The following is a 26,920-nucleotide window of genomic DNA, read 5'->3' on the forward strand; positions in this document are numbered from 1 at the left end:
GGGATGACGGCTTAGGCAGAGCGAGGGATCGGATGAAGGGCGGCAAGCAGTTGAGCGGGAGCGCGGGGCGCGAGGCCATCGCGGCGGTGGTTTCACGTGAAACACTTGGCCGGCTCACCACCATCGCCGATCTGCTGGTGAAGTGGCAGAAGACCATCAACCTCGTGGCCCCTGCCACCCTGCCCGACCTGTGGGCGCGGCACGTGGGTGATTCGCTCCAGCTCGTTCACCATGTTCCGCAGACCCCCTTGCGCTGGGTGGATCTGGGATCCGGCGGCGGCTTTCCCGGCCTGGTGGTGGCGGCGGTGCTGGCGGAGCGGGAGGGCGCCCACATGCATCTTGTGGAAAGCGACAGCCGCAAGGCCGCGTTCCTGAGGGAGGCGGCACGGGTGGCGCAACTGCCTGTCACCGTTCATGCCGCGCGCATCGAGCAGGTGGCGCCGATGCTGGCGCCGGGAACCGAGGTGGTCTCCGCCCGCGCGCTGGCGCCTTTGCCCAAACTGCTGGATCTGGCTGCGCCCTTCCTCGCCGCCGGCGCCTTGGGCCTTTTTCCCAAGGGCCGGGATGCGGAACGAGAATTGACCGACGCTGCAAGAAGCTGGACACTCGACTGTGACCTGCGCCCCAGTACGAGCGATCCGGACGGCCGGATCCTCCTGGTGAGGGGCGCGAGGCGCGGGACCGACACCATCGAACCCCAATCCGACGCGCGCTCCCGCGGGGAGCCGGATGCCGGTGGCGGGCCGCCCGAATGCGACGCGTCGAGGATGAAGGCGCCATGATGGATCAACAGACACCCTCTCCCGCCGGTGGCACCCCCGCCGCGCCGCGCGTGCTGGCGCTTGCCAACCAGAAGGGCGGGGTGGGCAAGACCACCACCGCCATCAATCTGGGCACGGCGCTCGCCGCCATCGGCGAAACGGTGCTGGTGGTGGATCTCGACCCGCAGGGCAATGCCTCCACCGGCCTTGGCATCGATCGCCGCTCGCGCAACCTCTCCACCTATGACGTGCTCACCGGCGAGGCCAGCATGCGCGAGACGGTGCTGGAGACCGGCGTGCCGCAGCTTTATGTGGCGCCCTCTACCCTCGACCTGTCGGGCCTCGAACTGGAGATCGCGGCCGAGCGCGACCGGGCCTTCCGCCTGCGCAGCGCGCTCAAGGCCCTGGCGGTGGACAGTGCCGGGCCGCGCTTCACCTATGTGCTGGTGGATTGCCCGCCCTCGCTCTCCCTGCTGACGGTGAATGCCATGGCGGCGGCCGACGCCATCGTGGTGCCGCTGCAATGCGAGTTTTTCGCGCTGGAGGGCCTGTCGCAGCTGCTGAAAACGGTGGAGCAGGTGCGCGTCAGTCTCAATCCGACACTGACCATCCACGGTATCGTGCTGACCATGTATGACGGCCGCAACAACCTGTCCGAGCAAGTCGTGCAGGACGTGCGCCAATTCATGGGCGACAAGGTCTATGAGACGGTGATCCCCCGCAACGTGCGGGTGTCGGAGGCGCCGTCCTATGGCAAGCCGGTGCTGCTTTACGATCTCAAGTGCGTGGGATCACAAGCTTATTTGCGGCTCGCCTCGGAGGTGATCCAGCGCGAGCGCGCGGCGCGGGCGGATGCTGCGGCCTGACGGCGGACAAGGGACGGAACAATGGCGGAAGAACAGCGCTCGCGGCTCGGCCGCGGTCTTGCGGCGCTCATCGGGGAGATGGGGGAGCCCCAGGCGGCTCCGGCGGCGCGCTCTGGGGCCGGGCGCGGCGGGCCGCGCCGGGTGCCCATCGAGCATGTGCGGCCCAATCCGCGCAATCCGCGCCGCACCTTCCCGGAGGAGGGGCTGGAAGACCTCACCGCCTCGATCCGCGAGAAGGGCATCATCCAGCCCATCGTGGTGCGCCAGCTGAACGGCAGCGACAGCTTCGAGATCGTCGCTGGCGAGCGGCGCTGGCGCGCGGCCCAGCGGGCGGCGCTGCATGAGGTGCCGGTGGTGGTGCTGGAATTGTCCGATCGGGAGGCGCTGGAAGTCGCCATCATCGAGAACGTCCAGCGCGCCGACCTCAATCCGGTGGAAGAGGCCCAGGGCTACGACTCCCTCATGGGGGAGTTCGACTACAACCAGAACGACCTCGCCCGCATCATCGGCAAGAGCCGCAGCCACATCGCCAACACCCTGCGCCTGCTGAAGCTGCCGGCGGGGGTGAAGACCTATCTCGCCGACGGGCGCCTGAGCGCCGGCCATGCCCGCGCATTGCTCGCCTGCGCCGATCCCGAGCGCATGGCGAAGGACGTGGTGGAGAAGGGGCTGACTGTGCGCGACGTGGAGGCCCTGTCCAAGGCCCGCACCGCGCTTGCCGCGTCCTCGGCCAAGGGCCAGGCGGGAAGCGGACAAGCCGGGAAGGGGGGCAAGGGCGGCGCGCCGGAGCGCAAGAGTGCGGACAGCCGGGCGCTGGAAAAGCGCCTCACCGATGCGCTGGGCCTCAGCGTGGATATTGAAGGCAAGGGCGAAGCGGGCGCTTTGCGCATCCGCTACACAAGTCTCGATCAGCTCGACGAAGTCTGCCGAAAGCTGGGACTTGACTGAGTTTTATCTCGCAATATCGAGATCACGACAGCAAACACGGGACGTTGATCAATAAAGGGCCGCGCCGGGACTGTCCCCGGGCGCGGCCGCTTTGGATCAGGCCGCGGCCTTGGCGCGGCGGGTCGCGGGCTTCTTGGCCGGAGCGACGGGCGCCTTCTTGCGGGTCTGGCCGAGGCCCATGTTCTTGGCAAGCTCGGAGCGGGCGGCAGCATAGGCCGGGGCCACCATGGGATAGTCCTTCGGCAGGCCCCACTTCTCGCGGTAGACTTCAGGAGTCATGCCGTAGCTGGTGCGCAGATGGCGCTTCAGCGACTTGAACTTCTTCCCGTCTTCCAGGCAGATGATGTATTCGGGCGTCACCGACTTCTTTACCGGGACGGCGGGCTTCTGCTCTTCCACCACGGGCGCGGCCGGGGTGCCGAGCTGGCCGAGGGCGCGGTAGACCGATTCAATAAGAGCCGGCAGCTCGGTCGCCGAAACACTGTTGTTGCTCACATAGGCGGCCACGATCTCTGTTGCGAAATCGATGTAGCTCGGCGATGTGGAATTGGAGTCGGAGTCGCTCACGGGGAGTCCCTTTCTGTCTGTTCGTGGCGATGGGCGTTGCGGGAGCGCCGGCTTCAGGCGAGCACCACATCGGCTTCTGAACTTTTCGCAAATAATTTATAGCACCAGCCGAAAGAAATACAATCCGGTCTGGGAAAACTCTTGAAGATCGAGCAATAATGCGGGTTTGCGCCTGCCATCGGGCGCCATGGCAGGCACGCAAAGGCCACATTTGATCCTTGAGACATCAGCGAATCGCCCCCTTCTCAGATGAAAACATCGGGAGGGAGAAGTGTTGGCGTCCGGCATCCGCGTAGCACGTTGGAGCGGCCCACTGCGAGATGGTGCTCAGACCCTTCCGATGGCTCTTCTTCTTGCTTCCTGTAAGGAAGTACAACGCCTCACTGTACGCAACTTTCGGTCGCAATGGGGCGTGGGAGAACCTTCAAGCGGGTATGATCTGTCGAGGTCCGACGGCGAAGAAGAGGCGCATACCGCAAAGCTATGGTCCATGCAGATGGGTGATATCGCACCGGTTGAGACCTGCATTTCCTCCTCGGCCGGCCGCGCCCCGGCAAGTCGCTTTGCCGCGTGTGGGCCGATGGGATGCTGGTTTCTCTTCCCGGGTGTTCAGGCCGGGACCTGGTCAGATTAAACCCGTCCGATCAGATTTTGCTTCACGTGCCTTCTGCCGCTCCGCAGGAGCGGTGGCGAAATCGGCGGAGATGCTTTTGGCACGCCGGGATCACTTCACGGCAAGGTATCGGGTTCAGTCGACCGGGGTGTCTCGCCGGGCTTTGCGCGTGGATAGCCAAGTCTGCGGTAGACCGCCGCCGGCAACTTGGAGCAAGAGAGCAGCGGCCGATCCGATCGGACCCTGATTCAGGAGACATCATGCCCCGCGCCGTCGCTGGCCCCGAGATCGAGCGCCTGATCCAGCTTATTGCCCGCCTGCCCGGGCTTGGGCCGCGCTCGGCCCGCCGGGTGGCGCTGCACCTCATCAAGAAGCGCGAGGCGCTGATGGCGCCGCTTGCCGCCGCCTTGACGGACGCCCTGGGGAAGATCGTGGAATGTCGCCGCTGCGGCAATGTGGATGTGTGCGATCCCTGCACCATCTGCACCGACGCCTCGCGCGATCGGCGGGTCCTCGTGGTGGTGGCGGACGTGGGCGACCTGTGGGCGCTGGAGCGGGCGGGCGCGCTGAATGCCCCGTATCATGTGCTTGGCGGCGTGCTCTCGCCCCTCGACGGGGTGGGGCCGGAAGACCTCAACCTGGCCAGGCTGGTCACCCGGGTGCATGAGGATGAGGTGGGCGAGGTCATCCTGGCCCTCGGCGCCACCGTCGATGGGCAAACCACCGCCCATTACATCACCGATCTCCTGCGGGAGGCCCAGGTGCGGGATGCGCAGGTGCGGGTGACCCGCCTCGCCCAGGGCGTGCCGGTGGGCGGCGAGCTCGACTATCTCGACGAGGGCACGCTTTCCGCCGCCATCCGCGCCCGCACGCAGATGTGAGCGGTTCGGCCGGCTCCGAGCCGCTTTTACTGCAGTATCCGTTCGAAATTGATCACGAACAGCTTCGGATCGGGCTTCTTGTTCACCTGCAGGTTGGAAAGCGTGACCTGGGTGTCGTAGCCCTGCGGATCGGTGATGATCCACTGTTTCAGGGCCGAGGTCTTGGCGTCGAACATGATGAGCAGGCGATAGGTGCCCATCATGGGCACCTGCTCCTGGATGATCACCGAGATGAACTTGTCGTCCTGGAACACGCCCGCCACATGGGGATCGCTGGCAAGGTCGATGCGCTCCGCCAAAAGGAAGCGCAGCGGCGTCTGCGACAGGGGCGTGATGTCCTGCGTGTTCAGCTTGCGGTCGCGCACCGCCACCGACTGGCCGTTGGCGATCAGCTCCACCGGGCTCGGCGGATCATATTCGAAGCGCACGCGGCCCGGCTTCTGCATATAGACGTCGCCGGTGCGGCGGGTGCCGTCCGGGTCGATCTGGGTGAAGTTGCCGGTCAGCGACTGCACCGAATTGTAGTAACTGGTGACGCGATCGACGGTGGCGCGGGGCGCCCGCCCGTCCGGATTGGCGGCGGCGGTCTGCACCGGCGCAGCCTGGGCGACGGTGAAACCGGCCGCCCCGGGCTTCTGCGGCGGCAACGGGGCGGTATTGGGGGCGGCATGGGGCGCGCTCGGCTTCGCCTGCGGCTTCATCAGGTCGCCGGGGGGCAGAATGGTCTGCGCCGAGGCGCAGGCGCCCGACAGCATGGCGAGGGTCACGGCAAGCCCGCAGGACAGAGCAACGCCGCGCGCGGCAGGCGGCAGGCCGTGGCGGATGCGGGACTTGGCGGGAAAGCGGCTCGGCATCATTGAGGTCTCTGGCGCGCGGCATTCGGGACGGGAAGTGCGAAACCTGAAGTCTGGTTCCGACCCTGCCCCGGCGCAGGCTGATCGGAGGAACATCTTGTCAATATAGACCTTGCCCAAGGCGTATGGCGATCCTGTGGCCTGACATCGGGTGGGCGGCAAGCCTTATACCATTGGCATCGGTCTTCGACCGACGCCAAGTGGGTGGCGCTCCACAACTCGGGTGTTCCCGAGTTGTGGATGTTAAAGCCGGATCCGGCATTGGCCGGAGCCGTGCGCCGCGCGGGCTTGACCAATGGACCATGTGTCAAGCTCACGGGCCATTGGAATGACGTCCGATGTTACCTGCCGGATGTGGGTGTAGACGACGCGTGATCTACTCCGCCGCCTCTTCCGGCATCAGGATTTCGCGCTTGCCGGCATGGTTGGGGGCGGCGACAAGGCCTTCCTTCTCCATGCGCTCCACCAGCGATGCGGCGCGGTTGTAGCCGATCTGCAGCCGGCGCTGGATGTAGGAAGTGGAGCATTTGCGGTCGCGCATGACCACGGCGACCGCCTGCGAATAAAGGTCCTGCCCCTCCTCGCCGAAGCTGCCCTTGTCGAACACCGCGCCGTCTGCATCCTCCTCGTCGGCTTCGGCGGTCACCGCCTCCACATAGGAGGGCACGCCCTGGGCCTTGAGATGCTTCACCACGCTCTCCACCTCCTCATCGGAAACGAAGGGGCCGTGGACGCGGGAAATGCGCCCGCCGCCGGCCATGTAGAGCATGTCACCCTGGCCAAGGAGCTGCTCGGCGCCCATCTCGCCGAGGATGGTGCGGCTGTCGATCTTGGAGGTTACCTGGAACGATATGCGGGTGGGGAAATTGGCCTTGATGGTGCCGGTGATCACATCCACCGAGGGGCGCTGGGTGGCCATCACCAGATGGATGCCGGCGGCGCGGGCCATCTGGGCGAGGCGCTGGATGGCGCCTTCAATGTCCTTGCCGGCCACCAGCATCAAATCGGCCATCTCGTCCACGATGACCACGATATAGGGCAGGGGCTCGAGGTTCATCTCCTCGCGCTCGTAGATGGCCTCGCCCGTGTCGTGGTCGAAGCCGGTCTGCACGGTGCGCGCGAGGGTTTCGCCCTTGTCGGTGGAATCCTTCACCCGGGCGTTGAAGCCGTCGATGTTGCGCACGCCCAGCTTCGACATCTTCTTATAGCGGTCCTCCATCTCCTTCACCGCCCACTTCAGCGCCACCACCGCCTTCTTGGGGTCGGTGACCACGGGGGCGAGAAGATGCGGGATACCGTCATAGACGGAGAGTTCCAGCATCTTGGGGTCCACCATGATCAGCCGGCACTGCTCCGGCTTCAGCCGGTAGAGCAGGGAGAGGATCATGGTATTGATGGCCACCGACTTGCCGGAACCGGTGGTGCCGGCCACCAGCAGGTGCGGCATGCGGGCGAGGTCCACGATCACCGGATCGCCGCCGATGGTCTTGCCCAGGGCGATGGCGAGCTTGTGGCCCGAATCGCCGAAATCCTTGGTGGCGAGCAGCTCGCGCAGCAGCACCTTCTCGCGCTTCTGGTTGGGCAGCTCGATGCCGATGGCGTTGCGTCCCGGCACCACGGCGACGCGCGCCGAGACCGCGCTCATGGAGCGGGCGATGTCGTCGGCCAGCCCGATGACGCGGGACGACTTGATGCCCGGCGCCGGCTCCAGCTCATAGAGGGTGACCACCGGGCCGGGCCGCACCTGGCCGATCTCGCCGCGCACGCCGAAATCCTCCAGCGTGCCCTTCAGCTCCTTGGCGGTATCGGCCAGCGCCTCCGGGCTCATGGCGGGGGCCTTGGTCTGCACGGCCGGGGTCAGGAGGTCGAGGGCGGGGTGCTGGTAGCCGCCACGACGGGACCCGCGTCGTCCGCCGGCATCGCGTTTTGCGGAGCGGCCACGGGGTTCGAGATCCTGCGCGGCTTCGGCTTTCGTCGCCAGGGCCGGACCACCGCCGAGGCGCGGTTCCATGCGCTCGCCGCCGCGGCGGGGACGGGGGGTGACCCCGTCCGCCGCGCGGGGCGGGGCTTCGCGCTTGTGACCGAGGAACCCGGCGACGTTCAGGCGGGCCTTCCAGGACAGAAGCGTGTGGGTGAGTGCGCCGAGGGACACGGTGGCGCCGTCATCCTCCTCATCCTCGTCGCCCACCTCGCCGGGGAGTTCGGTGTCGGGCGCGACCTTCAGGGGCGTGCGCCGTCCGCCGCTCACCGCGAAGAACAGGCCGGTGGTGCCGAAGGCGAGGCCGGCCGCGCCGATGACCAGGGCATCCACGATGGACGCCGCCGAGCCGCGCACCACGCCCAGCGCCCGGGGAAACAGATCGCCCAGCGCGCCGCCCATGCCGGTGAGCCCCGGCCAGCTGTCGGGCCGGGGCAGGGCGCCGAGGAAGGCGGTGGCCCCCAGCACGCCGATGAGCCAGCAGGTGGTGCGCATGCGCTCGCGGCTGAACGGGCGGTGGGTCACCAGCCGCCAGCCGTAATAGAGCGGCGGCAGCAGCACGGCGAGGGCGGCGAGGCCGAACAGCTGTACCAGCAGGTCCGCCACCACCGCGCCGGGCCAGCCCAGCCAGTTGGTGACCGGCGCATGGGTGGCATTGGACAGGCTCGGGTCGGAAGCCGACCAGGTGCCCAGCGCGAGGAAAGACGTGAGCGTCGCGATGATGAGGCTGGTGCCGACGATTTCGCGGCTGCGCCGCCGCACGGCGAGCCGCACGCCCTCGGGGATGAGGTCGAAGCGCGGGGCGGCGGGCGGCATGTGCGTGTTCAGCACGGCATCGGCGGTGGCGGAACGGCTTCTGGCCCTCGGCATCGGCGCAGCTCTCCTTCAGGTGAGGGCGGCGACGAGGCGGGTCAGCACCTCCTCGCAGGTGGGAAGGTCCTGGACCAGGGCGACCCGCAGGAAGTCGGCGGCGGGGTTGGCGCCGGTCAGGTCGCGGCGGGCGAGATAGCCGCCGGGCACCGTGCGCAGGCCCTGCTCGCGCCACAGCTTCATCGCCGCCGCCTCGCCCCCCGAAAGGGTATCGGAGGCGAGGTGCGACACGTCGAGCCAGAGGAAGAAGCCGCCGCCCGGCCGCTCATAGCCCAGGCGGCCTTCGAGCATGCGGTCGGCGAGGTCGAACTTGGCGCGATAGAGGTCGCGGGAGGCGGACACATGGGCCTCGTCCTCCAGCGCCGCCACCGCCACCGCCTGCAACGGTTCCGGCACCTGCGGCGCCGCCACCCAGCGGAAGGCGAGGAAATCCTTCAGGAAGGCCGGGTCGCCGGCGCAGAAGCCACAGCGCAGGCCGGGCAAAGACGAGCGCTTGGACAGGGAGTTGAAGGCCACCGCCCGGCTGAAGTCGCCGCCCGCCACTTCCAGGATGCCGGCGGGCTTTTCCGCGCCCAGGTAGATTTCCGAATAGCACTCGTCCGAGAACAGGAAGGCCCCGTGCCGGCGCGCCAGCTCCAGAGCCCGGCCGAGATAGGCGGCGGAGGCGATGGACCCCTGCGGATTGGCGGGGGAGGCGATGTAGATGGCCACCGTGCGGTCGAGGAGGTCTTTGTCGAGGGCGTCGAGGTCGGGCAGCCAGCCGCTGTCGCGGGAGGTGGGCACCACCACCGCCTCGCAGCCGGCCGCCTCCGCGCCGGCGGCATAGGCGGCATAGAAGGGATTGGGCAGCAGCATGGCGGGGCGGCCCTTGCCGCCCTTCTTCGGATCGGTCAGCCGCCGCGCCACGATGGCGGCGGAGAACAGGCCCTCGCGCGAGCCGTTGAGCGCCAGCACCTCGCGGTCGGCATCGATGGGGCGGGCAAGGGCGTAGCGCTGCGCCAGCCAGCGGGCGGCGGCGGCGCGGAAGGTGGGGGTGCCCTCGGCGCGGGGATAGCGGCCGAAGCCGGGCAGCGCTTTCGCCAGCACCGGGCCGACGAAATCCGGCATGGCATGCTGGGGCTCGCCCACGGCCGCGCTCAAAGGCTGGCGGCCGGGATCGATCCCCGCCAACAGGTCGGCGAGGCGGATGAAGGGCGAGCGGCGGTCCTCGGGAGGCGCGACGGGGGAAGCTGGCACGGCGGAGCGGTCTTTTCTCGCGGCGATCATGGTGGCCGCGAGAATGAAGCCCCGCCGGTTAAGGTGCGGCTAACTCAGATCGCAGGGTGACGCGCGCCGCCATCAAATCCGGGCGAGAACATCCCGGGCCTGCCGTGCATCGGCCGCGATCTGGGCGACGAGGGCTGTGACGCCGTCGAATTTCAGCTCCGGCCGAAGATAAGCGTGGAATTCCACTTCCAGCATGGCGCCGTAGAGGTCGCCGGAAAAGTCGAACAGATGCACTTCCAGCAGCGGGCGGCCATTGTCGAAGGTGGGCCGGCGGCCGTAATTGGCCACCCCGTCGAAGCGCCCCAGCGGCGTCACCGCGCGCACCGCATAGATGCCGAAGGCCAGCTCCATGTCCTCGGCGAGGGCGAGGTTGGCGGTGGGAAAGCCGATGGTGCGGCCGCGCTTGTCGCCGTGAAGCACTTCGGCCGCCACCGCGAACGGCCGGCCCAGCATGTGCGCCGCGTGGCCCACCTGCCCCGATGCCAGCGCGCTGCGGATGGCGGTGGAGGAGATGGCGTCGCCCTCGTCCCGCATGGGGGGCACCACGGTGACCGTGAAGCCGTGCCGCCGCCCCGCATCCTCAAGGAAAGCGGGGGAGCCGGCGCGGGCGCGGCCGAAATGGAAGTCGAAGCCCACCGCCACGCCGGTGACGTTATAGCGGCCCACCAGGATCTCGCGCACGAAATCCTCCGCCGCCATGGCGGCCAGCTGGGCGTCGAAGGGCAGCACGATGGCACCCTTCAACCCGCTTTCGGCAATGTGGCGCAGCTTGCGCGCCTCAGGAGTGAGGCGGAACGGTGCCGAGGCGGGATTGAAGAAGGTGCGCGGATGGGGCTCGAAGGTGACGGCAAGGGCCGGAACGCCGGCCTCGGCGGCCATGGCGCGGGCGGTGTCGAACACCGCCCGGTGGCCGCGATGCACGCCGTCGAAATTGCCGATGGCCACCACGGGTCGCGCCAAGGCGGGCGGAAGCGGCGCATTGCCGCGCACCAGGAGAAAGTCGGAGGAGGGATCACCTGTCATCGGCGGGCAGCAGCCTTGCCTTGTCTTGTCGTCTCTCGGCGAAACGTGGCGGCGCCCGGCGCAACGCGCGCCAGCGTCGACGACGAACAGGTGCTCTAGGCGCTGGCGCCCGGAGGCGTCAAGGGCGCCTCACCAGGCGAGGCGGGGCATGACGCCCCGCGGATGGGCGTGTCCGGTGAACAGCTCGGCAAGGCTTTCCGTATCGGGAATGGCGCCGTCGACCGATTTCAGCTCCTGCGCATGGATGCCGCCGGAAATGAACAGGCTGTCGAAGCCGGCATCGTTGGCCCCGGCGATGTCGGTGCGCAGGGCATCGCCGATGCCGAGCACGCGGGCGCGGTCGATGGCGCCGCCGCGGATCACCTCCGCATGGGCGAAGGCGGTGTCGTAGATGGGCCGGTAAGGCTTGCCGCACCAGATGGCCTTGCCGCCGACCTCCTCATAGGCCTTGGCGATGGCGCCGGAGCAGAAGATGAGGTGCTCGCCTCGCTCCACCACGAGGTCGGGATTGGCGCAGATCATCGGCAGGTCCCGGGCCTTCATGGCGGCGATGGCCTCGACATAGTCGTCCGGGGTCTCCACCTCGTCGTGGAACAGGCCGGTGACCACCACGAGGTCGGCCCCGTCGAGATCGGTGAGGGTGAGATCAAGGCCCTCGAACAGGCCGAGGTCGCGCCCAGGACCCAGATGATAGGTGCGCGCCCCGGTGCGGGCCGCCAGCATCTCGCGGGTGACGTCGCCCGAGGTGACGATGGCGTCATAGGCGGTGCGCGGCACGCCGAGGCCATCCAGCATCTCCATGACGAAGCGGTTGGGCCGCGGCGCGTTGGAGACGAGGATCACGCTGGCCCCACCGGCGCGCATGCGGGTGAGCGCGTCGCAGGCGGAGGGGAAGGCGGCGACGCCGTTATGCAGCACGCCCCAGACATCGCACAGGATGAGATCGTACTGGCCGGCAAAGGCGGACAGTCCGGACACCAGAGGCGGTGCGTGGGGGTGAGACCTCTGCGTGCTGTTGGAGTGTTCGGCCATGGCGCGTTTCCTCTTGTGCACCGCACAAGTGCCATGACGGAAACCGAACCACAAGAGCTGCGGCGGGCTCCGCAAAGCCTTTGGTTTCGGCGGGGTACGATGGTGACGGGGAGGGGCGATACCGCCCGGCTTCCCCCATCATCAGGTGGCGCCCGCAGCCGGATCCGACCCGATGGCCTCAACCTGGCCGGCGGCTTGGCCCGGCGCCTTCGGGCGTGAGCCAATGGGAGCGGAAAACCTTCTACGGGTGCCCCTTGCCCGGATGGCCGCCGCCGTGCGGGTTGCCCATGCCATGGGGATGCCCGCCCCCGTGCCCGCCGCCATGCCCGCCCCCCATGCCGTGGGGGGCGCCACCGGGATGACCTCCGGGATGTCCGCCCGGATGCCCGCCTTTCGGCTGCTCCTTCTGGGCCACGGGGGTGGTGGACCGCGTCCGCGCCTCCACCCCCGGCACCTGCCGCACCAACTCGCGGAAGGCGTCGCCGCGCACCTCGAAGTTGGGGAACTGGTCGAAGCTGGCGCAGGCCGGCGACAGCAACACCACCGGCTCCTTGAGCCCGGAGGCCTCGGCGTCCCGCGCGGCGGCTTCCACCGCCTTATCGAGGGTGCCGACGATCTCGTGGGCCACCGTGTCGCCCAGGGTCGCGGCGAAGCCGGCAGCCGCCTCGCCGATCAGATAGGCCTTGGCGACGCGGCCGAAGAAGGGCGCGAGCGGGGCGATGCCGCCGGTCTTGGGCCTGCCGCCGGCGATCCAGAAGATGTTGGTGAAGCTCGCCAGCGCCCGCTCGGCGGCGTCCGCATTGGTGGCCTTGGAATCGTTGACGAACAGCACCGGGCCTTTGTTGGCCACCTCTTCCATGCGGTGGGCAAGGCCGGGGAAGCGCTTCATGGCCACGGTGATGACCTCGGGCGCGACGCCTACCCCGCGGCACGCGGCAAACGCCGCTGCGGCATTCTGCGCATTGTGGGTGCCGCGCAGGGAGCCGATGCCGCTGAGCGGCAGACGGAAGCGCTCGGCCCCGCCCTCGGATGCCACCAGCGTCTCGCCATCCAGCCAGATGCCGTCGGGCAGGGGGCGCTTCACCGAGATGCGCACCACATACTTGCCCGCCGCAACGGCCCGGTCGGCCATGGCGGCGGAGAAATCGTCGTCCACCCCTACCACGGCGGCGCCGCCGCCCTCGACGCCGGTGACGAGGCGTTCCTTGACTGCCGCGTAATGCTCGATTGTCCCGTGGCGGTCGAGATGGTCGGGGGTGACGTTCAGCATCACGCCGACGGAGGGGTCGAGGCTGGGGGCGAGGTCCACCTGGTAGGAGGAGCACTCCACCACATGCACCCGGCCCGGCTTGGGCGGGGCGAGGGAGAGGATGGCGGTGCCGATATTGCCGCCCATCTGCACGTCGCGTCCGGCCACCCGCAGGATGTGGGTGATGAGCGCCGTGGTGGTGGACTTGCCGTTGGTGCCGGTGATGGCGATGAAGGGCGAGCGCCGGGCGATGGCGTGCCGCTCCCGGCAGAACAGCTCGATGTCGCCGATCACCTCCGCGCCGGCGTCGCGCGCCAGCTTTACCGACCAGTGCGGCTCGGGATGGGTGAGCGGCACGCCGGGCGAAAGGACGAGGGCGGCGACGGCCGTCCAGTCGATGGACCTCAGGTCCTGGACGAGAATGCCCGCCTCGCCGGCCTTGAGGCGGGAGGCTTCGGCATCGTCATAGGCGACGACATGGGCGCCGCCGGCCTTGAGTGCTTCGGCGGTGGCGAGCCCGGAGCCGCCGAGCCCGAAAAGGGCGACGGTCCGGTCCTTGAAGACGGTGACGGGGATCATGGCGTTACGAAAATTCCGGTGCGGCAATGGATCGTCTCTTTTCCGTCTAGAGCAAGACGGCCAAAAGTGCGAATGCCTTTCGCAACCACAGAAGTCTTACGGGAAATCCCGTGGTTGACCGTCCGCAACATTCGGAACATTGAATGTTCACGACAGGCAAAGGAGCTGGACATGGCCAATGTGGGTGGGATCGACCGCGTGTTGCGGTTCATCGTGGGTGTGGTGCTGATCCTGGTGCCGTTCGTGGCGCCTTCGGTTCCGGCCCTGGCGGGGCTTGGGAACTGGGGCTGGATCATCGGCGCGGTGGGGGTGGTGATGCTGCTCACCGCCATCTTCCGCTTCTGCCCGGCCTATGTGCCGTTCGGCATCAAGACCTGCGCGCGGGAGTAAAGGCGCGCGGGGGAGTAAACCTGCACGCAAGAGTAAACCTGCGCGCAGGAGCGAGGCTTTCAGGCCTGCGGATATGAAGAAGGCCCGGGGAGATGCTCCCGCGGGCCTTCTTTCATCCGGGCGGACGCGTTCTCACCTCAGCTTCAGCGTCGCGAGGCCGGCCAGCGCCAGCACCACGGCGACGATCCAGAAGCGGATCACCACCTGCGGCTCGGTCCAGCCGAGCTGCTCGAAATGGTGGTGGATGGGCGCCATCTTGAACACCCTTTTGCCGGTGAGCTTGAACGACACCACCTGCACGATCACCGACACCGCTTCCAGCACGAACAGGCCGCCGATGACCGCCAGTACGATCTCGTGCTTGGTCGCCACCGCCACCGTGCCGAGCAGGCCGCCCAGCGCCAGCGACCCGGTGTCGCCCATGAACACCTGGGCTGGCGGCGCGTTGAACCACAGGAAGCCGAGGCCCGCCCCCATCAGCGCCCCGCACACCACCGCCAGCTCGCCCACGCCGGCCACGTAGTGGATCTGCAGATAGTCGGCGAACACCACGTTGCCGGCGAGATAGGCGATGAAGCCGAACGAGCCCGCCGCGATCATCACCGGCACGATGGCGAGGCCGTCGAGGCCGTCGGTGAGGTTCACCGCATTGCCCGCCGCCACGATGACGAACATGCCGAAGATGGCGAAGAACATGCCGAGGTTCAGCAGCAGGTCCTTGAAGAAGGGGAAGGCCACCGAGGTGGAGAGCCCCGGCTTGCCTGCGGTCATGATGATCACCATGGCGACGCCGGCGATCACCGCCTCGATGCCGAGGCGCGCCTTGCCGGACAGGCCGTTGTGGGTCTGCTTCGTCACCTTCAGGTAGTCGTCGTAGAAGCCGATGAGGCCGAAGCCCAGCGTCACCAGCAGCACCACCCACACATAGGGGTTGGAGAGGTTCGCCCAGAGCAGGGTGGCGACCAGGATGCCCGACAGGATCATGAGCCCGCCCATGGTGGGCGTGCCCTTCTTGGTGAGCAGGTGCGACTGCGGTCCGTCGGTGCGGATGGGCTGGCCCTTGCCCTGCTTCAGGCGGAGCGTGGAGATCATGCCCGGCCCGAACAGGAACACGAACAGCAGCGCCGTCACCACCGCCCCGCCGGTGCGGAAGGTGATGTAGCGGAAGACGTTGAAGGCGGGAAACGACGCGTGGAATTCGGCAAGCCACTGGAGCATTGAAAAATTATCCTTCGAGCAGCGCGTCCTCGCCGGCGTGGAAACGCTCGGCGAGCTTCTTGACCAGGGGGCCCATGCGGCTGCCGTTGGATCCCTTCACCATGAGCGTGTCGCCGGCGCGGATGGCGGCGGCCACCATGGGTTCGAGGTGGGTGGCGTGGGCGGCATAGCCGCCCCGCCGGTCCGAGGGAAGCGCCTGCCACAGGGCGTGCATCTGCGGGCCGCAGCAATAGACCTGGTCGATCTTCGCCGCGACGATGGCCGCGGCGAGGCCGGCATGGTGTGCCTCCCCGTCCGGACCCAGTTCCAGCATGTCGCCCAGCACCGCGATGCGCCGGCCGCGTGTCCCCACCGGGGTGCGGCTGAGCACGTCGAGGGCGGCGCGCATGGAGGCGGGATTGGCGTTGTAGCTCTCGTCGAGCAGGGTCGCCTGACCGCTCTTCACCTGGAGCTGGACCGGCACGCCGCGCCCGGGCGGCGGCTTGAGGTGCGACAGCGCGAGGGCGGCGAGCGCCATGTCGGCGCCGGCGAGCTTGGCGGCGGCGAGCACCGCCAGCATGTTCTGCACGATGTGGCGGCCGGGCATGCCCACCTTGAAGGTGACCGGCGTGCCCATCACGTCCGCCACCGCCACCGAGCAAAAGGATTTCAGCGCGGCCTCCTTCAGCCGCACGTCCGCGCCCTCGGCCTCGCCGAAGCTGACGATGCGGGAGATGCCGCGGGCCTCGGCCGCCGCCTTCAGGCGCTCGAACAGCGGATTGTCGCGGTTCAGCACCGCCGCGCCGCCGGGCTCCACGCCGTCGAAGATCTCCGCCTTGGCGTCGGCGATCTCCTCGATGGAAGAGAACTGGGCGATGTGCACCGGCTCCACCGTGGTGACGATGGCGACGTGGGGGCGCACCAGCTCGACCAGGGGCGTGATCTCGCCCGGATGGTTCATGCCGATCTCGAATACGCCGTAGCGCGCCTCCCGAGGGAAGCGGGCCAGCGACAGGGGCACGCCCCAGTGATTGTTGTAGGAGGCGGCGGAGGCGTGGGTCTCCCCATCGGCGCCCAGCGCGATGCGCAGGGCCTCTTTGGTGGTGGTCTTGCCCACCGATCCGGTCACCGCCACGATCTGCGCTTTTGAACGCGCGCGGGCGGCGCGGGCGAGGTCCGAGAGGGCGGCGAGCACGTCGTCCACCACCAGCAGCGGCGCGCCCTCGGGGAAGGCGTCCGCCCTGTCGCGGGCGACGACGCAGAGGGCGGCGCCGGCGCCCAGCGCCTTTTCCACATAAGCGTGGCCGTCGCTGTTCTCGCCGGTGATGGCGAAGAAGGCGTCGCCGGTGACAAGCGTGCGGCTGTCGATGGAGATGCCGGTGACGTCGCGGGGCGTGCCGCGCACCAGAGCGCCCGTGGCCTCCGCCAATTCGGCGACGGTATGCAGGACTCGACCGCTCATGCCAGCGCTCATGTTCATGCTGCTACCTCCTCCGAAGCACGCGCCGATCGTGCCGCTCCGCGCGGCGATCGGATGACGCGTCCTTCTTACCCCAAGTTGAGAGACGGGTTCGCGGAACCCGACTCGAGAGCGGCGAGGACTTCCTCCGCATCCGAGAACGGATATGTCCGGTCGCCGATGATTTGGCCGGTTTCGTGACCCTTGCCGGCAACAATGAGCGCATCCCCAGGCTGGAGCATCCCCACGGCCGCTTTTATGGCCTCCGCCCGGTCGCCGATTTCCCTCGCCCCGTGGGCGCCTTCGAGGATTTCGGCGCGGATGGTGGCGGGATCCTCGCTGCGGGGATTGTCGTCGGTGACGATCACCACGTCCGCCTTGGAGGCGGCGATGGCGCCCATGAGGGGCCGTTTGCCCTTGTCCCGGTCGCCGCCGCAGCCGAACACCACCATGAGGCGCCCCGGCACCGCCGCGCGCAGGGTGTCGAGCACGGTGGCCAGCGCCTCCGGCTTGTGGGCGTAGTCCACGAACACCGGCCGGCGCGGGTCGTCGCCGATGCGCTCCAGCCGGCCGGGCACGCCGGTGAGGTGCGCAAGGGCATCGAGCGCCGCCGCCCGCTCCGCCCCGCAGGCGATGGCAAGGCCGGCGGCGAGCAAGGCGTTGTCGAGCTGGAAGCGGCCCACCAGCGGCACGATGGCATGGCTGCCGTCCGCGAACATCACCTTCTGCCCGGTGCCGGACCCGGTGGTGCCGAAGATGTCGAGGCCGCCCGCCTGCCCCTCGCCGATGGGCAGCAGCTTCAGGCCGCGCGTCTCACCCCACGCCAGGGCATTGGCGGCGAAGGGCGCGCCTGTCACCGCCACGGCGGTGGCCTCATCCGGCATCACTTGGGTGAACAGGCGCAGCTTGGCGCGGAAATAGGCGTCGATGGTGGGGTGGTAGTCCAGATGGTCGCGGCCGAGATTGGTGAAGCCGCCGGCGGTGAAGCGCACCCCGTCGAGCCGCTTCTGGTCCAGCCCGTGGGACGAGGCCTCCAGCGCCATGTGGGTGACGCCCTCGCCGGCGAGGCGGTCCAGGGTGGCGTGCAGCTCCACCGGATCGGGCGTGGTGAGGCTGCCATAGGTGGAGCCGTCCGGCGCCACCAGGCCGATGGTGCCCAGATAGGCCGCCTTGTGGCCGAGCCGCTCCCAGATCTGCCGCAGGAAGAAGGCGACGGAGGTCTTGCCCGCCGTGCCCGTCACCGCCGCGATGGTGGCGGGCTGGCGCGGGTAGAAGCGCGCAGCGGCGAGCGACAGGGAGCGCCGCACGTCGAGGGAGAAGGCGAGCGCCACCTGGGGCGGCAGCACGGGCCGGGGCGCGGTGGGCTCCATCAGCACCGCGCCGGCCCCCCGCGCCACCGCATCGGCGATGAAGCGTGTTCCGTCCGCATGGGTGCCGGGAATGGCGACGAAGAGGTCGCCGGGCGTGATCCTGCGGCTGTCGGCGGAGAGGCCGAAAACGGGTTCGTCGCCTGCGCCGGCGGAGAGGATGCGGGCGTGACCGTCGAGGATCTGTCCGAGGGAATGGCTGGTCATCGGACCTCTTTTGGCATCCACCCGCGCCGGTTGTCACCCTAGAGCGCGATCCGATCGGATTGAATCAATCCGATCGGCGAATCGCCCTCTGACTCTAAGATAGAGAACGCGTTATCCGATCCGATTGCGATGCAATCTGATCGGCGCGTGCTCTAGACCTGAGGCCGCGTCCCGCGGGCGGTATCGACGTGCGGCAGCGGATTATTCAGCAACGCTCAAGCCCGCGCGGCGCTTGAACATAGCCCCTCAGTGCCGGTCGGCCACCTTCAGCGGCGTGCGCAGCAGCTGTTCCGCATTGGGCAGGTTCTGCCGCGGCGCGATGTTCAGCAGCGGCGCGATGCGCTCGATGATCTTGCCGGCGGTGGGCGCCGCGTTCCAGCCCGACGTGGCGAAGCCGTAGGTTTCGGAGGTCGCCTTGGGCTCGTCCAGCATCACGAGGATGAGGTAGCGCGGCTTGTCCATGGGGAAGACCGCCGTGAAGGAGGTGAGCAGCTTGTTCTTGGCGTAGCGTCCGTTCACCACTTTTTCGGCGGTGCCGGTCTTGCCGCCCACCAGATAGCCCGGCACTTCCGCCTTGGAGGCGGTGCCCTTCTCCGCATTGAGGCGCATGATGTAGCGCATCTTGTCCGAGGTGTCGGGCTTCAGCACCCGCACCGCCACCTTCTGCGCCTCCTCGGGGGTGCGCTTGATAAAGGTGGGGGTGATGAGATAGCCGCCGTTCACCATGGAATTCACCGCCATCACCGCCTGCAGCGGGGCGACGGACAGGCCGTGGCCGAAGGCGATGGTGGCGGAGTTCAATTCGCCCCAGCGCCGGGGGACGATGGGCTCGGAGCTTTCCGGCAGCTCGGTGCGGAGCCGGTCGAGCTGGCCCATCTTCTTCAGGAACGCCTTGTGGGCCTCCACGCCAAGGGAGAGCACCATCTTCGCCGTGCCCACGTTGGATGAGACGAGGAAGATCTCGGGCACCGTCAGCACGCGGTTTTCGGCGTGATAGTCGGAAATCTTGAAGCGGCCGAAATGCATGGCGCCGCGGGCGTCGAACGAGGAGTTCAGGCCGATCTTGCCCGAATCGAGCGCCATGGCAAAGGACAGGGCCTTGAAGGTGGAGCCCATCTCGAACACGCCGGTGGTGAGCCGGTTGAGATAGGCGTCGTCCTTCGGGTTGCCGGGCACGTTGGGGTCGAAGTCCGGCAGCGAGACCATGGAGATGATCTCGCCGGTGTTGACCTCGGTCACCACCGCCATGGCGTGGAGCGCCGAGAACTTGTTCTTGGCCCGGATCATCTCGTCGCGCACTGCGTGCTGCACCCGCATGTCCATGGACAGCTGCACCGGCTCCTGCTGCCGGTCGGTGGCGAAGCCCGCGAGGTGCAGCTCGGCGAGGCCGCGGCCGTCGATGTATTTTTCAAGGCCCGAGATGCCCTGGTTGTCCACGTTCACCCCGCCCATGACGTGGGAGAGGATGGGGCCGTCGGGATAGATGCGGCGGTTTTCCTTCAGGAAGCCGATGCCGGGAATGCCGAGGCGGTGGATGGCGCGCATCTGCGCCGGGGTTATCTCGCGCTTCAGCCAGGCGAAGCCCTTGCCGGAATTGAGCCGCTTGCGGCTTTCCTCCACGTCGAGGTCGGGCAGCACCTTGAGCAGGCCTTCCAGCGCCTCGTCGGGATCGATGAGGCGGCGCGGCTCGGCGAACAGGGACGGCGATTTCACGTCGATGGCGACGATGTCGCCGTTGCGGTCGATGATGTCGGGCCGTGCCGAGGCCACCGCGTCCAGGCTGCGCCCGCGGGTGGCGCCGGGATCGGAGGTGATGGCCAGATGGGAGAGCTGCGCGCCGATGGCGATGAACACGGCGCAGAAGGTGAACATGATCAGCCTGATGCGTCCACGGGCGACGGCTTCCATGTCGCCCCGGTCGAGGCCGAACAGGCCGCGCACCACATGCCGGCCGGCGCGCCAGGCGAGGTGGCTGAGATGGACCGTGACCGCCGCCGCCACGGTCCAGGTGGCGATGGCGGCGCGGCGCAACCCGCGCAGCAGGGCGCGGCCGGCGGCACCGGCGAGGCGGCCGGCGGTCTCCAGCAGCACGGCGCAGGCGGCGTCGGCCTTCTGGATTTCGGGACCCATGGCCGCAGCCGTATCGGCGGCGAAACGGGCGATGCGGGCGGAAAAGGGCGTCTTCTCGACCATGGCGACCTCTTCAGCGTTCCCCGGAGAACAGGCGCTTCAGCCCTTCGATGAGATCCGGCCCGGGATCGGGGCGGGCCTCGGGGGCCGAAGGCGGCGCGGCGGGGGCATTCTGGACAATGGGAGCGGTGGCGCGGGGCGGCCGCGGCGGGCTCGCCGATGCCGTGCTCGCGGCGGGTTTCGGTGGCGTGGCGGGACGCAGGGCCGAGGTGGTCGGCACCGATGCGCCGCCGGTGCCGGTGGGGGCTGTGGGCGAGGCCGACGGCTTCGACGAGGTGGAGGAGGTGACCAGCGGCGTGTCCACCAGCGCCTCAAGCAGGCCGCCGATGCCGTCCGAATTGTTGGCGGGCTTCTCCGGCAAGTCGTCGAGGCTGGAGATGGAATCGATGTCGAGCCGCTTCATGTCGAGATGGCGCTCGGCCAGGCCCTGGATATAGATGGGCGAGGTGCGGCGCGCCCATTCGGCCCGCATCATGGCGATGGAGTCGCGTTCCTTGCGGATTTGCATGCGCAGGGTGGCGAGGCGTTCGGCTTCGGCGGTGGACGCGTATTTCAGCTGGTAGACCACCGCGGCGGTCACCAGAAGCGCGACGACCATCACGACATTGGCGACCCGGAACATGTCTTCTAGCGTCTCCGCCCGTGGCGTTGCGGTGATGGGGCTGGCAGCAGCCCCATCAGGTCACCGCCCGGATGCGCCGGGGCGTTCGTACGTTCGGCCGCGCGAAGCTTCGCGGACCTTGCGCGCGGATTGCCTGCCACTTCGTCGGGACCGGGTTCCACCACGCCTTTCGCCACCAGGCGGAAGGCAGGCTCCGGACCCTCCGCCTGCGGCAGGTGGCGCGACGCGGACGGTGCCTTTGCCCGGTTTGACAGAAATGTCTTAACGATCCTGTCCTCCAGGGAATGGAAGGTCACCACCACCAGCCGCCCGCCCGGGGCCAGCGCCCGTTCGGCGGCGACAAGGGCCTCGACCAGCTCGGACAATTCCTCGTTCACGGCGATGCGCAGGGCCTGGAAGGTGCGAGTGGCCGGGTGCATCTCGCCGGGCTTGGGCCACACGATGCGGGACACGATCTCCGCGAGTTGCGCGGTGCGGATGATGGGCGATTCGCCCCGCGCCTTGACGATGGCGCGGGCGATGGGCCGCGAATGCCGCTCTTCCCCCAGGCTCCAGATGAGATGGGCGAGCTGCACCTCGTCCAACGTCGCCACGAGGTCGGCGGCGGAGGGGCCGGTATCGCCCATGCGCATGTCGAGGGGGCCGTCGCGGCGGAACGAGAAGCCGCGCTCCGCCTGGTCGAGCTGCATGGAGGAGACGCCGATGTCCAGCACCACGCCGTCAAGGGGCGCAAAATCGTGCTCCTGCGCCACCGCATCGAGGCGGGAAAAGCGGTCGTTCACCAGCACGAGCCGCCCGGCGGCCTCGGCCACCAGGTCCGCGCCGGCGGCGATGGCGGTGGGATCGCGGTCGATGGCCAGCACCCGGCAATCGGCGGCGTTCAGGATGCCCCGCGTGTAACCTCCCGCGCCGAAGGTGCCGTCCACGTAGCGGCCGGCATCCTTCGGCGCGAGGTGCGCGAGAACCTCGGCGAGCATCACAGGCAGGTGACGGGCCGGTCCGCCAGCGGCGTCGGCGGGGCCGACCCCGTGGCCCGTCGTCATGCCTTGGTGCTCCTTTGGTTCTCCGCTCGGGAGCCGATGGCCTGACGCAGCTCGCGCACCCGTTGGGTGGCCTCCGCGAGATGCGCCTTCAGCCGCTCCGGTTCCCAGATCCGGAATTTGTGCCCCAGCCCCACGAACGCCACCTGGTCGGTGATCGCCGCATGGGCCTTCAGGGTGTCGGTCAGCACCACCCGGCCTTCCGGGTCGATGCGCAGGGTCTCGCTGGTGCCGTAGAGGGCGGCGGCCAGCTCCTCGCGCGCCTCGGAATAGGGCGGGTAGCTCTCGATCAGCGCGTCGATCTCGCCGATCAGGCGGTTTCCGCCCGCATCCAGCGCGGGTTCGGCAAGGCTCGGATGGCAATAGAGGCCGTCCGCGCCGTCCTTGGCCAGCACCGTGCGGAAGGGCGCGGGGATGGAAACCCGGCCCTTGGCGTCGAGCCGCATCGTGTAGGTGGACACGAAGCGGTCCATGGCGCCCGGGTGCCCCTCGTTTGCGGCAGGCGGCGGTTCGGTCCGCCCGCTTGACGGCAGGAGCCGTCCACCGTGTTCATGGGTAATAATGGGCTAACATGGGATTTCATGGGCGTCAACGGAATGGCATGGGGCGATGGCATGGGGCGCGGGCATGGGCGCGGGCAGGGTGGGGCACTGCCGCAGACGCAGGCCGGCCCCCTCTCCCGCTTGCGGGGGAGGGCTGGGGAGGGGGCAGGGGCGTGTGTTTGGGGAAACGCGGGCGGGTCGACGACGGGGAAATGCGGCGGGAGATACCTCGGCGCGGCGGGACGGTGGCAGCCGTCGACCCCCACCCTACCCTCCCCCGCCCGAACTCGGCTCCTGCCGAGTTCGGTTCCCACGAGCCGAGGCCGGAAACATCCGGCCTCGGGCGGGAGAGGGTTCACGGCGGTGCAGGTTAGAAGAGTGTTGCTTCCACAAACGCAGACTGCCCCCTCTCCCGCGTGCGGGGGAGGGCTGGGGAGGGGGCAGGGACGTGTGTTTGGAAATGCGGGCGGGGCGATGCGGAGGGATACTGTGCGAAGATCCGGCGGCGGGGAACGCGGAAACGCCCGCCCCCACCCTGCCCTCCCCCGCACGCGGGAGAGGGTTCCGTCGCACCCAGCCGAAGCAAGTGCGACGGGTACCGCCTCCGCCTACCCCGCCCGAGCAGCCAGCGCCTGTGCCACTTTCGAGGCCGGCGTGCGGCCCAAAGCGGCGGTAATCGCCCGGCCCGCGCTTGCGAGGGCGTTAAGGTCCACCCCGGTGTCCACGCCGAGGCCGTCGAGCATGTAGACGAGGTCCTCGGTGGCCAGATTGCCCGAGGCGCCCTTGGCATAGGGGCAGCCGCCGAGGCCGGCCACCGCCGCATCCACGCTGGCGATGCCCAGCTCCAGGCAGGCGAGCACATTGGCCAGCGCCTGCCCGTAGGTGTCGTGGAAGTGCAGGGCGGTGCGCGCGACGCCGATATGATCCGCCACCGCCCGTGCCATGGCCCTCGCCTTGTCGGGGGTGCCGACCCCGATGGTGTCGCCCAGCGAGACCTCGTAGCAGCCCATGGCGACCAGGCGTTCGGAGACCTCCACCACCTTGGCCACCGGCACCTCGCCCTGATAGGGGCAGCCGAGCACGCAGCTCACATAGCCGCGCACCGCCACGCCCTGCGCCTTCGCAAGATCGAGCACAGGGACGAAGCGCTCCAGGCTCTCGGCGATGGAGCAGTTGATGTTTTTCTGGCTGAAGGCCTCCGAGGCGGCGGCAAACACGGCCACTTCCTCCACGCCGGAGGCGAGCGCCAGTTCCAGCCCCTTCAGGTTGGGGGTGAGCACCGGATAACGGACCCCCTCGCGCCGGTCGATCTGTGCCAGCACCTCACCGGTGTCGGCCATCTGCGGCACCCATTTGGGCGAGACGAACGAGCCGCTCTCGATCATCGTCAGCCCGGCGCCGGCCAGCGCGTCGATGAGCGCCACCTTGGCGGCCACGGGCACGAGGCCGGGCTCGTTCTGGAGCCCGTCGCGCGGGCCCACCTCGACGATACGCACCGATGCTGGGCGGGCCATCACGCGTCCTCCTATTCTGCTTCTTCCAGCACCAGCAGCTCGGCGCCCTCGTCCACGAGGTCGCCCACGGCGAATTTCAGCGTCTTCACCCGGCCGTCGCGGGGGGCGGCGACGGTGTGCTCCATCTTCATGGCTTCCACCACCACCAGCGCGGCGCCCTTCGCCACCTCCTGGCCCTCCTCCACCGCGATGCGGATGATGGTGCCGGGCATGGGGGCGACCAGCCGGCCGGCGGTTCCGGTGGCGGCCTGGGAGGCGAGGCGCGGGTCGATGAACTCGACGCCAAATTCCCCGCCGCGCACGAATATGGTGAGGCGGGCGCCGGTGCGGACCACCCGCGCCGACAAGGCGACGCCATCGAGCCGGGCGCGCAGCGTGCCATCGGCCTCCGCGTCGCCTTCCACGCTCATGTCCCCGCCCGGCAGGCTAAGGATGAAGCCCGAGGGGCGGAAATGGGCGCGCACGGCGATGCGCCGCTCGCGGTCGGCGAAGGTGAGGTCCACATGGGCGTCGCGGTTCAGCCGCCAGCCCGGCGCGAGCCCCCATGGCGACCACGGGTCGGCCGCGTCCACCGCCTCGGCGGACTGCCGCGCCTCCTCCTTCAGGATGGAGAGGGCGGCCAGCGCCAGCGCCGTGTCGTCCACCGGCTGGGGCGGCGGCAAAAGCTGGTCCTGGTGGCGGGCGATGAAATTGGTGTCCAGCTCCGCCGCGGCAAAGGCGGGATGAGCGGCGATGGCTTTGAGGAACACCCGGTTGGTGGCAAGGCCCACCACCTCGGTGGCGCCAAGGGCGGCATCCAGCCGGCGCACCGCCTCGGTGCGGTCTGCGCCGGAGACGATGATCTTGGCGATCATGGGATCGTAATGGATGGACACCGTGTCGCCGGCGCGCACGCCCGTATCCACCCGCGTGCCCTCAAGATGGGAAGGCAGCACCAGATGATCCAGCCGGCCCACCTGCGGCAGGAAATCCCGCGCCGGGTCCTCGGCATAAAGCCGCACCTCGATGGCGTGGCCCTTCAGCGGGATATCGGCCTGCGCCAGCGGCAGCGTCTCGCCCTGCGCCACGCGAATCTGCCACTCCACCAGGTCCTGGCCGGTGATGCTCTCCGTCACCGGATGCTCCACCTGCAGGCGGGTGTTCATCTCCATGAAGTAGAAGTGCTCGCCCTCGGCGATGAATTCCACCGTGCCGGCGCCCACGTAGCCCACCGCCTTGGCGGCATCCACCGCGGCCTTGCCCATGGCGGCGCGGCGCTCCGGTGTCATGCCGGGGGCGGGGGCCTCCTCCACCACCTTCTGGTGGCGACGCTGGATGGAGCAGTCGCGCTCGTGCAGGTAGACCGCGTTGCCGTGGCTGTCGGCGAAGACCTGCACCTCGATGTGGCGCGGTGTGGTGAGGTATTTTTCCACCAGCACCTTGTCGTCGCCGAACGCGCTCCTGGCCTCGCGCTGGGCGGAGGCGAGGGCGTCGGGGAATTCAGCGGCGCTGCGCACCACCTTCATGCCCTTGCCGCCGCCGCCGGCGGACGCCTTGATGAGCACGGGAAAGCCGATGCGTTCCGCTTCCCGGGCGAGCAGGCCCGCGTCCTGGTCCTCGCCGTGATAGCCGGGCACCAGCGGCACGCCGGCCTTTTCCATCAGCGACTTGGCGGCGCTCTTGGAACCCATGGCGCGGATGGACGAGGCCGGCGGGCCGACGAAGACGATGCCCGCCTGTTCGCAGGCCTCGGCGAAGTCCGCATTCTCGGACAGGAAGCCGTAGCCGGGATGGATGGCATCCGCGCCGCTCCTCTTCGCCGCGTCGAGGATGGCGTCGATGCGAAGGTAGCTCTCGCGGGCGGGCGCCGGGCCGATGGGATAGGCCTCGTCCGCGCTCGCCACATGGAGGGCGTTGGCGTCCGCCTGCGAATAGACGGCGACGGTGCGCAGACCCAAGGCCTTTGCGGTACGCATCACGCGCACGGCGATCTCGCCACGATTGGCGACGAGCAGGGTGCGGATCGCTTTGGTCATGCGGCCCCCCAGTTCATGCGGTCCCCCATGTGGGTTTTCTTTTTTCGAGGAAGGCGGAAACGCCCTCGCGTCCGTCGGCGCTCGCGCGCTGGTCGGCGATGCGGCGGGCGGTGTCCTGCATCACGGCCTGGTCGAAGGGCCGGTCCACGGCGGCAACGAGCGCCTTGGTGGCGGCCATGGCGCCGGGGCTCGCCGCCCTCAGCGCCTTGAGATGCCGGGCGATGGCGGCGTCCAGCTCCTCGGCGCTCACCACCTCGTGCACGAGGCCGAGGGCGAGGGCGGTGGCGGCGGAGAAGCGCTCGGCGGTGAGGAAATAACGCCGCGCCTGCCGCGCCCCCATGGCCCGCACCAGATAGGGGCTGATGACCGAGGGGATGAGGCCGATGCGCACCTCGGTGACGGCGAATTCCGCCTCCGGCACCGCCACCACGATGTCGCTGGCGGCGATCAGGCCGGTGGCGCCGGCGAAGGCCGAGCCGTGCACCCGCACGAGGGTCGGCTTGGGGCACAGGTCGATGGTGCGCATGAGCGTCGCCAGTGCCATGGCGTCGGCCAGGTTCTCGTGCCGCGAATAGGTGGCCATGCGGCGCATCCAATTGAGGTCGCCGCCGGCGCAGAAGATGGGGCCGTTGGCCCTGAGCAGGACGGCGTAGACCTCCGGATCGATGGTGGCGGCATCATAGGCGCGGGTGAGCGCGAGAATGAGCGCATCGTCGAAGGCGTTGCGCACCTCCGGCCGATCGAGCGTCAGGACGGCGACGCCATCCTCGACAGTGGTGATGAGGCTCATGGGATCATTCCGCGCGGCGTCGATGGGCGTGGTGCAGGCCTGTCTGTTCCCCGGACAAGCGACAGCGCAGCTGGAGCGCCGATCCGGGGGCCAGCGCACA

22 protein-coding genes are annotated in these 26,920 nt (G+C 68.8%); 5 read left to right on the forward strand and 17 right to left on the reverse strand.

Annotated features, from left to right (window positions below; translation table 11 throughout):
* Positions 1–32: 32 nt before the first annotated feature.
* The 3 genes from V5F48_RS15680 to V5F48_RS15690 are packed head-to-tail and all read left to right on the forward strand — an operon-like array spanning position 33 to position 2,575.
* Entirely contained in the window at positions 33–782 is a 750-nt protein-coding gene (locus V5F48_RS15680; RefSeq protein ID WP_394259448.1) for a 16S rRNA (guanine(527)-N(7))-methyltransferase RsmG, read from the forward strand.
* Positions 779–1,627 carry a ParA family protein gene (locus V5F48_RS15685; protein ID WP_394108668.1) on the forward strand — a complete coding sequence of 283 codons (849 nt, stop codon included), beginning with the start codon at positions 779–781 and terminating at the stop codon, positions 1,625–1,627. Before V5F48_RS15680 ends, V5F48_RS15685 begins: the two co-directional genes overlap by 4 nt.
* A 21-nt stretch (positions 1,628–1,648) precedes the next feature.
* On the forward strand, positions 1,649–2,575 hold the full coding sequence (locus V5F48_RS15690; protein WP_394108669.1) for a ParB/RepB/Spo0J family partition protein: 927 nt from the start codon (positions 1,649–1,651) through the stop codon (positions 2,573–2,575).
* A 96-nt stretch (positions 2,576–2,671) separates the two neighbouring features.
* Here the strand turns inward: V5F48_RS15690 and V5F48_RS15695 are convergent, their stop codons facing one another.
* Complete coding sequence (locus V5F48_RS15695) at positions 2,672–3,142, reverse strand: Ros/MucR family transcriptional regulator (RefSeq protein ID WP_394108670.1); 471 nt, start codon at positions 3,140–3,142, stop codon at positions 2,672–2,674.
* 873 nt (positions 3,143–4,015) lie between these two features.
* Between V5F48_RS15695 and recR the strand changes: the two genes are divergently transcribed.
* Positions 4,016–4,636 (forward strand): recombination mediator RecR, encoded by a 621-nt coding sequence (recR, locus tag V5F48_RS15700; RefSeq protein ID WP_394108671.1) that lies wholly within the window; start codon positions 4,016–4,018, stop codon positions 4,634–4,636.
* 26 nt (positions 4,637–4,662) lie between these two features.
* Here the strand turns inward: recR and V5F48_RS15705 are convergent, their stop codons facing one another.
* The 6 genes from V5F48_RS15705 to murD all read right to left on the reverse strand — a co-directional run bounded on the left by V5F48_RS15705 (position 4,663) and on the right by murD (position 13,487).
* Positions 4,663–5,493 (reverse strand): outer-membrane lipoprotein carrier protein LolA, encoded by an 831-nt coding sequence (locus V5F48_RS15705; RefSeq protein ID WP_394259449.1) that lies wholly within the window; start codon positions 5,491–5,493, stop codon positions 4,663–4,665.
* A gap of 373 nt (positions 5,494–5,866) precedes the next feature.
* On the reverse strand, positions 5,867–8,338 hold the full coding sequence (locus V5F48_RS15710; protein ID WP_394259450.1) for a DNA translocase FtsK: 2,472 nt from the start codon (positions 8,336–8,338) through the stop codon (positions 5,867–5,869).
* Positions 8,339–8,353: 15 nt separating this feature from the next.
* Positions 8,354–9,604 (reverse strand): aminotransferase class I/II-fold pyridoxal phosphate-dependent enzyme, encoded by a 1,251-nt coding sequence (locus tag V5F48_RS15715; protein WP_394259451.1) that lies wholly within the window; start codon positions 9,602–9,604, stop codon positions 8,354–8,356.
* A 72-nt stretch (positions 9,605–9,676) separates the two neighbouring features.
* Positions 9,677–10,627 (reverse strand): bifunctional riboflavin kinase/FAD synthetase, encoded by a 951-nt coding sequence (locus V5F48_RS15720; RefSeq protein ID WP_394259452.1) that lies wholly within the window; start codon positions 10,625–10,627, stop codon positions 9,677–9,679.
* Between the two features lie 129 nt (positions 10,628–10,756).
* A complete protein-coding gene (locus V5F48_RS15725; RefSeq protein ID WP_394259453.1) occupies positions 10,757–11,659 on the reverse strand; it encodes a TIGR01459 family HAD-type hydrolase in 903 nt (300 codons plus the stop codon).
* Between the two features lie 241 nt (positions 11,660–11,900).
* The gene (murD, locus tag V5F48_RS15730; RefSeq protein WP_394259454.1) at positions 11,901–13,487 is read right to left on the reverse strand and encodes a UDP-N-acetylmuramoyl-L-alanine--D-glutamate ligase; all 1,587 of its coding nucleotides are present in this window, start codon (positions 13,485–13,487) and stop codon (positions 11,901–11,903) included.
* A 171-nt stretch (positions 13,488–13,658) separates the two neighbouring features.
* Here murD and V5F48_RS15735 point away from each other — a divergent pair, with 171 nt between their 5' ends.
* Entirely contained in the window at positions 13,659–13,877 is a 219-nt protein-coding gene (locus V5F48_RS15735) for a YgaP family membrane protein (RefSeq protein WP_394259455.1), read from the forward strand.
* 132 nt (positions 13,878–14,009) lie between these two features.
* On the opposite strand, the gene mraY is transcribed toward V5F48_RS15735, so the two are convergent.
* The 10 genes from mraY to V5F48_RS15785 form a co-directional block, all read right to left on the reverse strand.
* Positions 14,010–15,095 carry a phospho-N-acetylmuramoyl-pentapeptide-transferase gene (gene mraY, locus V5F48_RS15740; RefSeq protein ID WP_394108679.1) on the reverse strand — a complete coding sequence of 362 codons (1,086 nt, stop codon included), beginning with the start codon at positions 15,093–15,095 and terminating at the stop codon, positions 14,010–14,012.
* Positions 15,096–15,102: 7 nt separating this feature from the next.
* The gene (locus V5F48_RS15745; protein WP_394259456.1) at positions 15,103–16,536 is read right to left on the reverse strand and encodes a UDP-N-acetylmuramoylalanyl-D-glutamyl-2,6-diaminopimelate--D-alanyl-D-alanine ligase; all 1,434 of its coding nucleotides are present in this window, start codon (positions 16,534–16,536) and stop codon (positions 15,103–15,105) included.
* Positions 16,537–16,622: 86 nt separating this feature from the next.
* Entirely contained in the window at positions 16,623–18,107 is a 1,485-nt protein-coding gene (locus tag V5F48_RS15750) for a UDP-N-acetylmuramoyl-L-alanyl-D-glutamate--2,6-diaminopimelate ligase (RefSeq protein WP_394259457.1), read from the reverse strand.
* 246 nt (positions 18,108–18,353) lie between these two features.
* The gene (locus tag V5F48_RS15755; protein ID WP_394259458.1) at positions 18,354–20,300 is read right to left on the reverse strand and encodes a peptidoglycan D,D-transpeptidase FtsI family protein; all 1,947 of its coding nucleotides are present in this window, start codon (positions 20,298–20,300) and stop codon (positions 18,354–18,356) included.
* Positions 20,301–20,310: 10 nt separating this feature from the next.
* Entirely contained in the window at positions 20,311–20,919 is a 609-nt protein-coding gene (gene ftsL, locus V5F48_RS15760) for a cell division protein FtsL (RefSeq protein WP_394259459.1), read from the reverse strand.
* A gap of 5 nt (positions 20,920–20,924) precedes the next feature.
* Positions 20,925–21,962: a 16S rRNA (cytosine(1402)-N(4))-methyltransferase RsmH gene (rsmH, locus tag V5F48_RS15765; RefSeq protein WP_394259460.1), complete on the reverse strand. Its 1,038-nt coding sequence runs from the start codon at positions 21,960–21,962 to the stop codon at positions 20,925–20,927.
* Positions 21,959–22,432 (reverse strand): division/cell wall cluster transcriptional repressor MraZ, encoded by a 474-nt coding sequence (locus tag V5F48_RS15770; RefSeq protein WP_394108685.1) that lies wholly within the window; start codon positions 22,430–22,432, stop codon positions 21,959–21,961. The genes rsmH and V5F48_RS15770 overlap by 4 nt, the downstream gene beginning before the upstream one ends.
* 677 nt (positions 22,433–23,109) lie before the next feature.
* Entirely contained in the window at positions 23,110–24,015 is a 906-nt protein-coding gene (locus V5F48_RS15775; RefSeq protein WP_394259461.1) for a hydroxymethylglutaryl-CoA lyase, read from the reverse strand.
* An 11-nt stretch (positions 24,016–24,026) separates the two neighbouring features.
* Complete coding sequence (locus tag V5F48_RS15780; protein WP_394259462.1) at positions 24,027–26,030, reverse strand: acetyl/propionyl/methylcrotonyl-CoA carboxylase subunit alpha; 2,004 nt, start codon at positions 26,028–26,030, stop codon at positions 24,027–24,029.
* Between the two features lie 13 nt (positions 26,031–26,043).
* Entirely contained in the window at positions 26,044–26,820 is a 777-nt protein-coding gene (locus V5F48_RS15785) for an enoyl-CoA hydratase/isomerase family protein (RefSeq protein WP_394259463.1), read from the reverse strand.
* Positions 26,821–26,920 lie beyond the last annotated feature (100 nt).

The organism is Xanthobacter autotrophicus ATCC 700552 (assembly GCF_043194565.1).
Classification (GTDB): Bacteria; Pseudomonadota; Alphaproteobacteria; order Rhizobiales; family Xanthobacteraceae; genus Xanthobacter; species Xanthobacter autotrophicus_F.

Coding starts and splice junctions, on each gene's coding strand:
- ftsL (WP_394259459.1), bottom strand. CDS start 20,919: ATGTTCCGGGTCGCCAATGTCGTGATGGTCGTCGCGCTTCTGGTGACC.
- V5F48_RS15710 (WP_394259450.1), bottom strand. CDS start 8,338: ATGCCGAGGGCCAGAAGCCGTTCCGCCACCGCCGATGCCGTGCTGAAC.
- V5F48_RS15785 (WP_394259463.1), bottom strand. CDS start 26,820: ATGAGCCTCATCACCACTGTCGAGGATGGCGTCGCCGTCCTGACGCTC.
- V5F48_RS15720 (WP_394259452.1), bottom strand. CDS start 10,627: ATGACAGGTGATCCCTCCTCCGACTTTCTCCTGGTGCGCGGCAATGCG.
- mraY (WP_394108679.1), bottom strand. CDS start 15,095: ATGCTCCAGTGGCTTGCCGAATTCCACGCGTCGTTTCCCGCCTTCAAC.
- recR (WP_394108671.1), top strand. CDS start 4,016: ATGCCCCGCGCCGTCGCTGGCCCCGAGATCGAGCGCCTGATCCAGCTT.
- V5F48_RS15715 (WP_394259451.1), bottom strand. CDS start 9,604: ATGATCGCCGCGAGAAAAGACCGCTCCGCCGTGCCAGCTTCCCCCGTC.
- V5F48_RS15680 (WP_394259448.1), top strand. CDS start 33: ATGAAGGGCGGCAAGCAGTTGAGCGGGAGCGCGGGGCGCGAGGCCATC.
- V5F48_RS15685 (WP_394108668.1), top strand. CDS start 779: ATGATGGATCAACAGACACCCTCTCCCGCCGGTGGCACCCCCGCCGCG.
- V5F48_RS15690 (WP_394108669.1), top strand. CDS start 1,649: ATGGCGGAAGAACAGCGCTCGCGGCTCGGCCGCGGTCTTGCGGCGCTC.
- V5F48_RS15725 (WP_394259453.1), bottom strand. CDS start 11,659: ATGGCCGAACACTCCAACAGCACGCAGAGGTCTCACCCCCACGCACCG.
- V5F48_RS15770 (WP_394108685.1), bottom strand. CDS start 22,432: ATGGACCGCTTCGTGTCCACCTACACGATGCGGCTCGACGCCAAGGGC.
- V5F48_RS15705 (WP_394259449.1), bottom strand. CDS start 5,493: ATGATGCCGAGCCGCTTTCCCGCCAAGTCCCGCATCCGCCACGGCCTG.
- V5F48_RS15780 (WP_394259462.1), bottom strand. CDS start 26,030: ATGACCAAAGCGATCCGCACCCTGCTCGTCGCCAATCGTGGCGAGATC.
- V5F48_RS15750 (WP_394259457.1), bottom strand. CDS start 18,107: ATGACCAGCCATTCCCTCGGACAGATCCTCGACGGTCACGCCCGCATC.
- V5F48_RS15755 (WP_394259458.1), bottom strand. CDS start 20,300: ATGGTCGAGAAGACGCCCTTTTCCGCCCGCATCGCCCGTTTCGCCGCC.
- rsmH (WP_394259460.1), bottom strand. CDS start 21,962: ATGACGACGGGCCACGGGGTCGGCCCCGCCGACGCCGCTGGCGGACCG.
- V5F48_RS15735 (WP_394259455.1), top strand. CDS start 13,659: ATGGCCAATGTGGGTGGGATCGACCGCGTGTTGCGGTTCATCGTGGGT.
- V5F48_RS15775 (WP_394259461.1), bottom strand. CDS start 24,015: ATGGCCCGCCCAGCATCGGTGCGTATCGTCGAGGTGGGCCCGCGCGAC.
- murD (WP_394259454.1), bottom strand. CDS start 13,487: ATGATCCCCGTCACCGTCTTCAAGGACCGGACCGTCGCCCTTTTCGGG.
- V5F48_RS15745 (WP_394259456.1), bottom strand. CDS start 16,536: ATGAGCGGTCGAGTCCTGCATACCGTCGCCGAATTGGCGGAGGCCACG.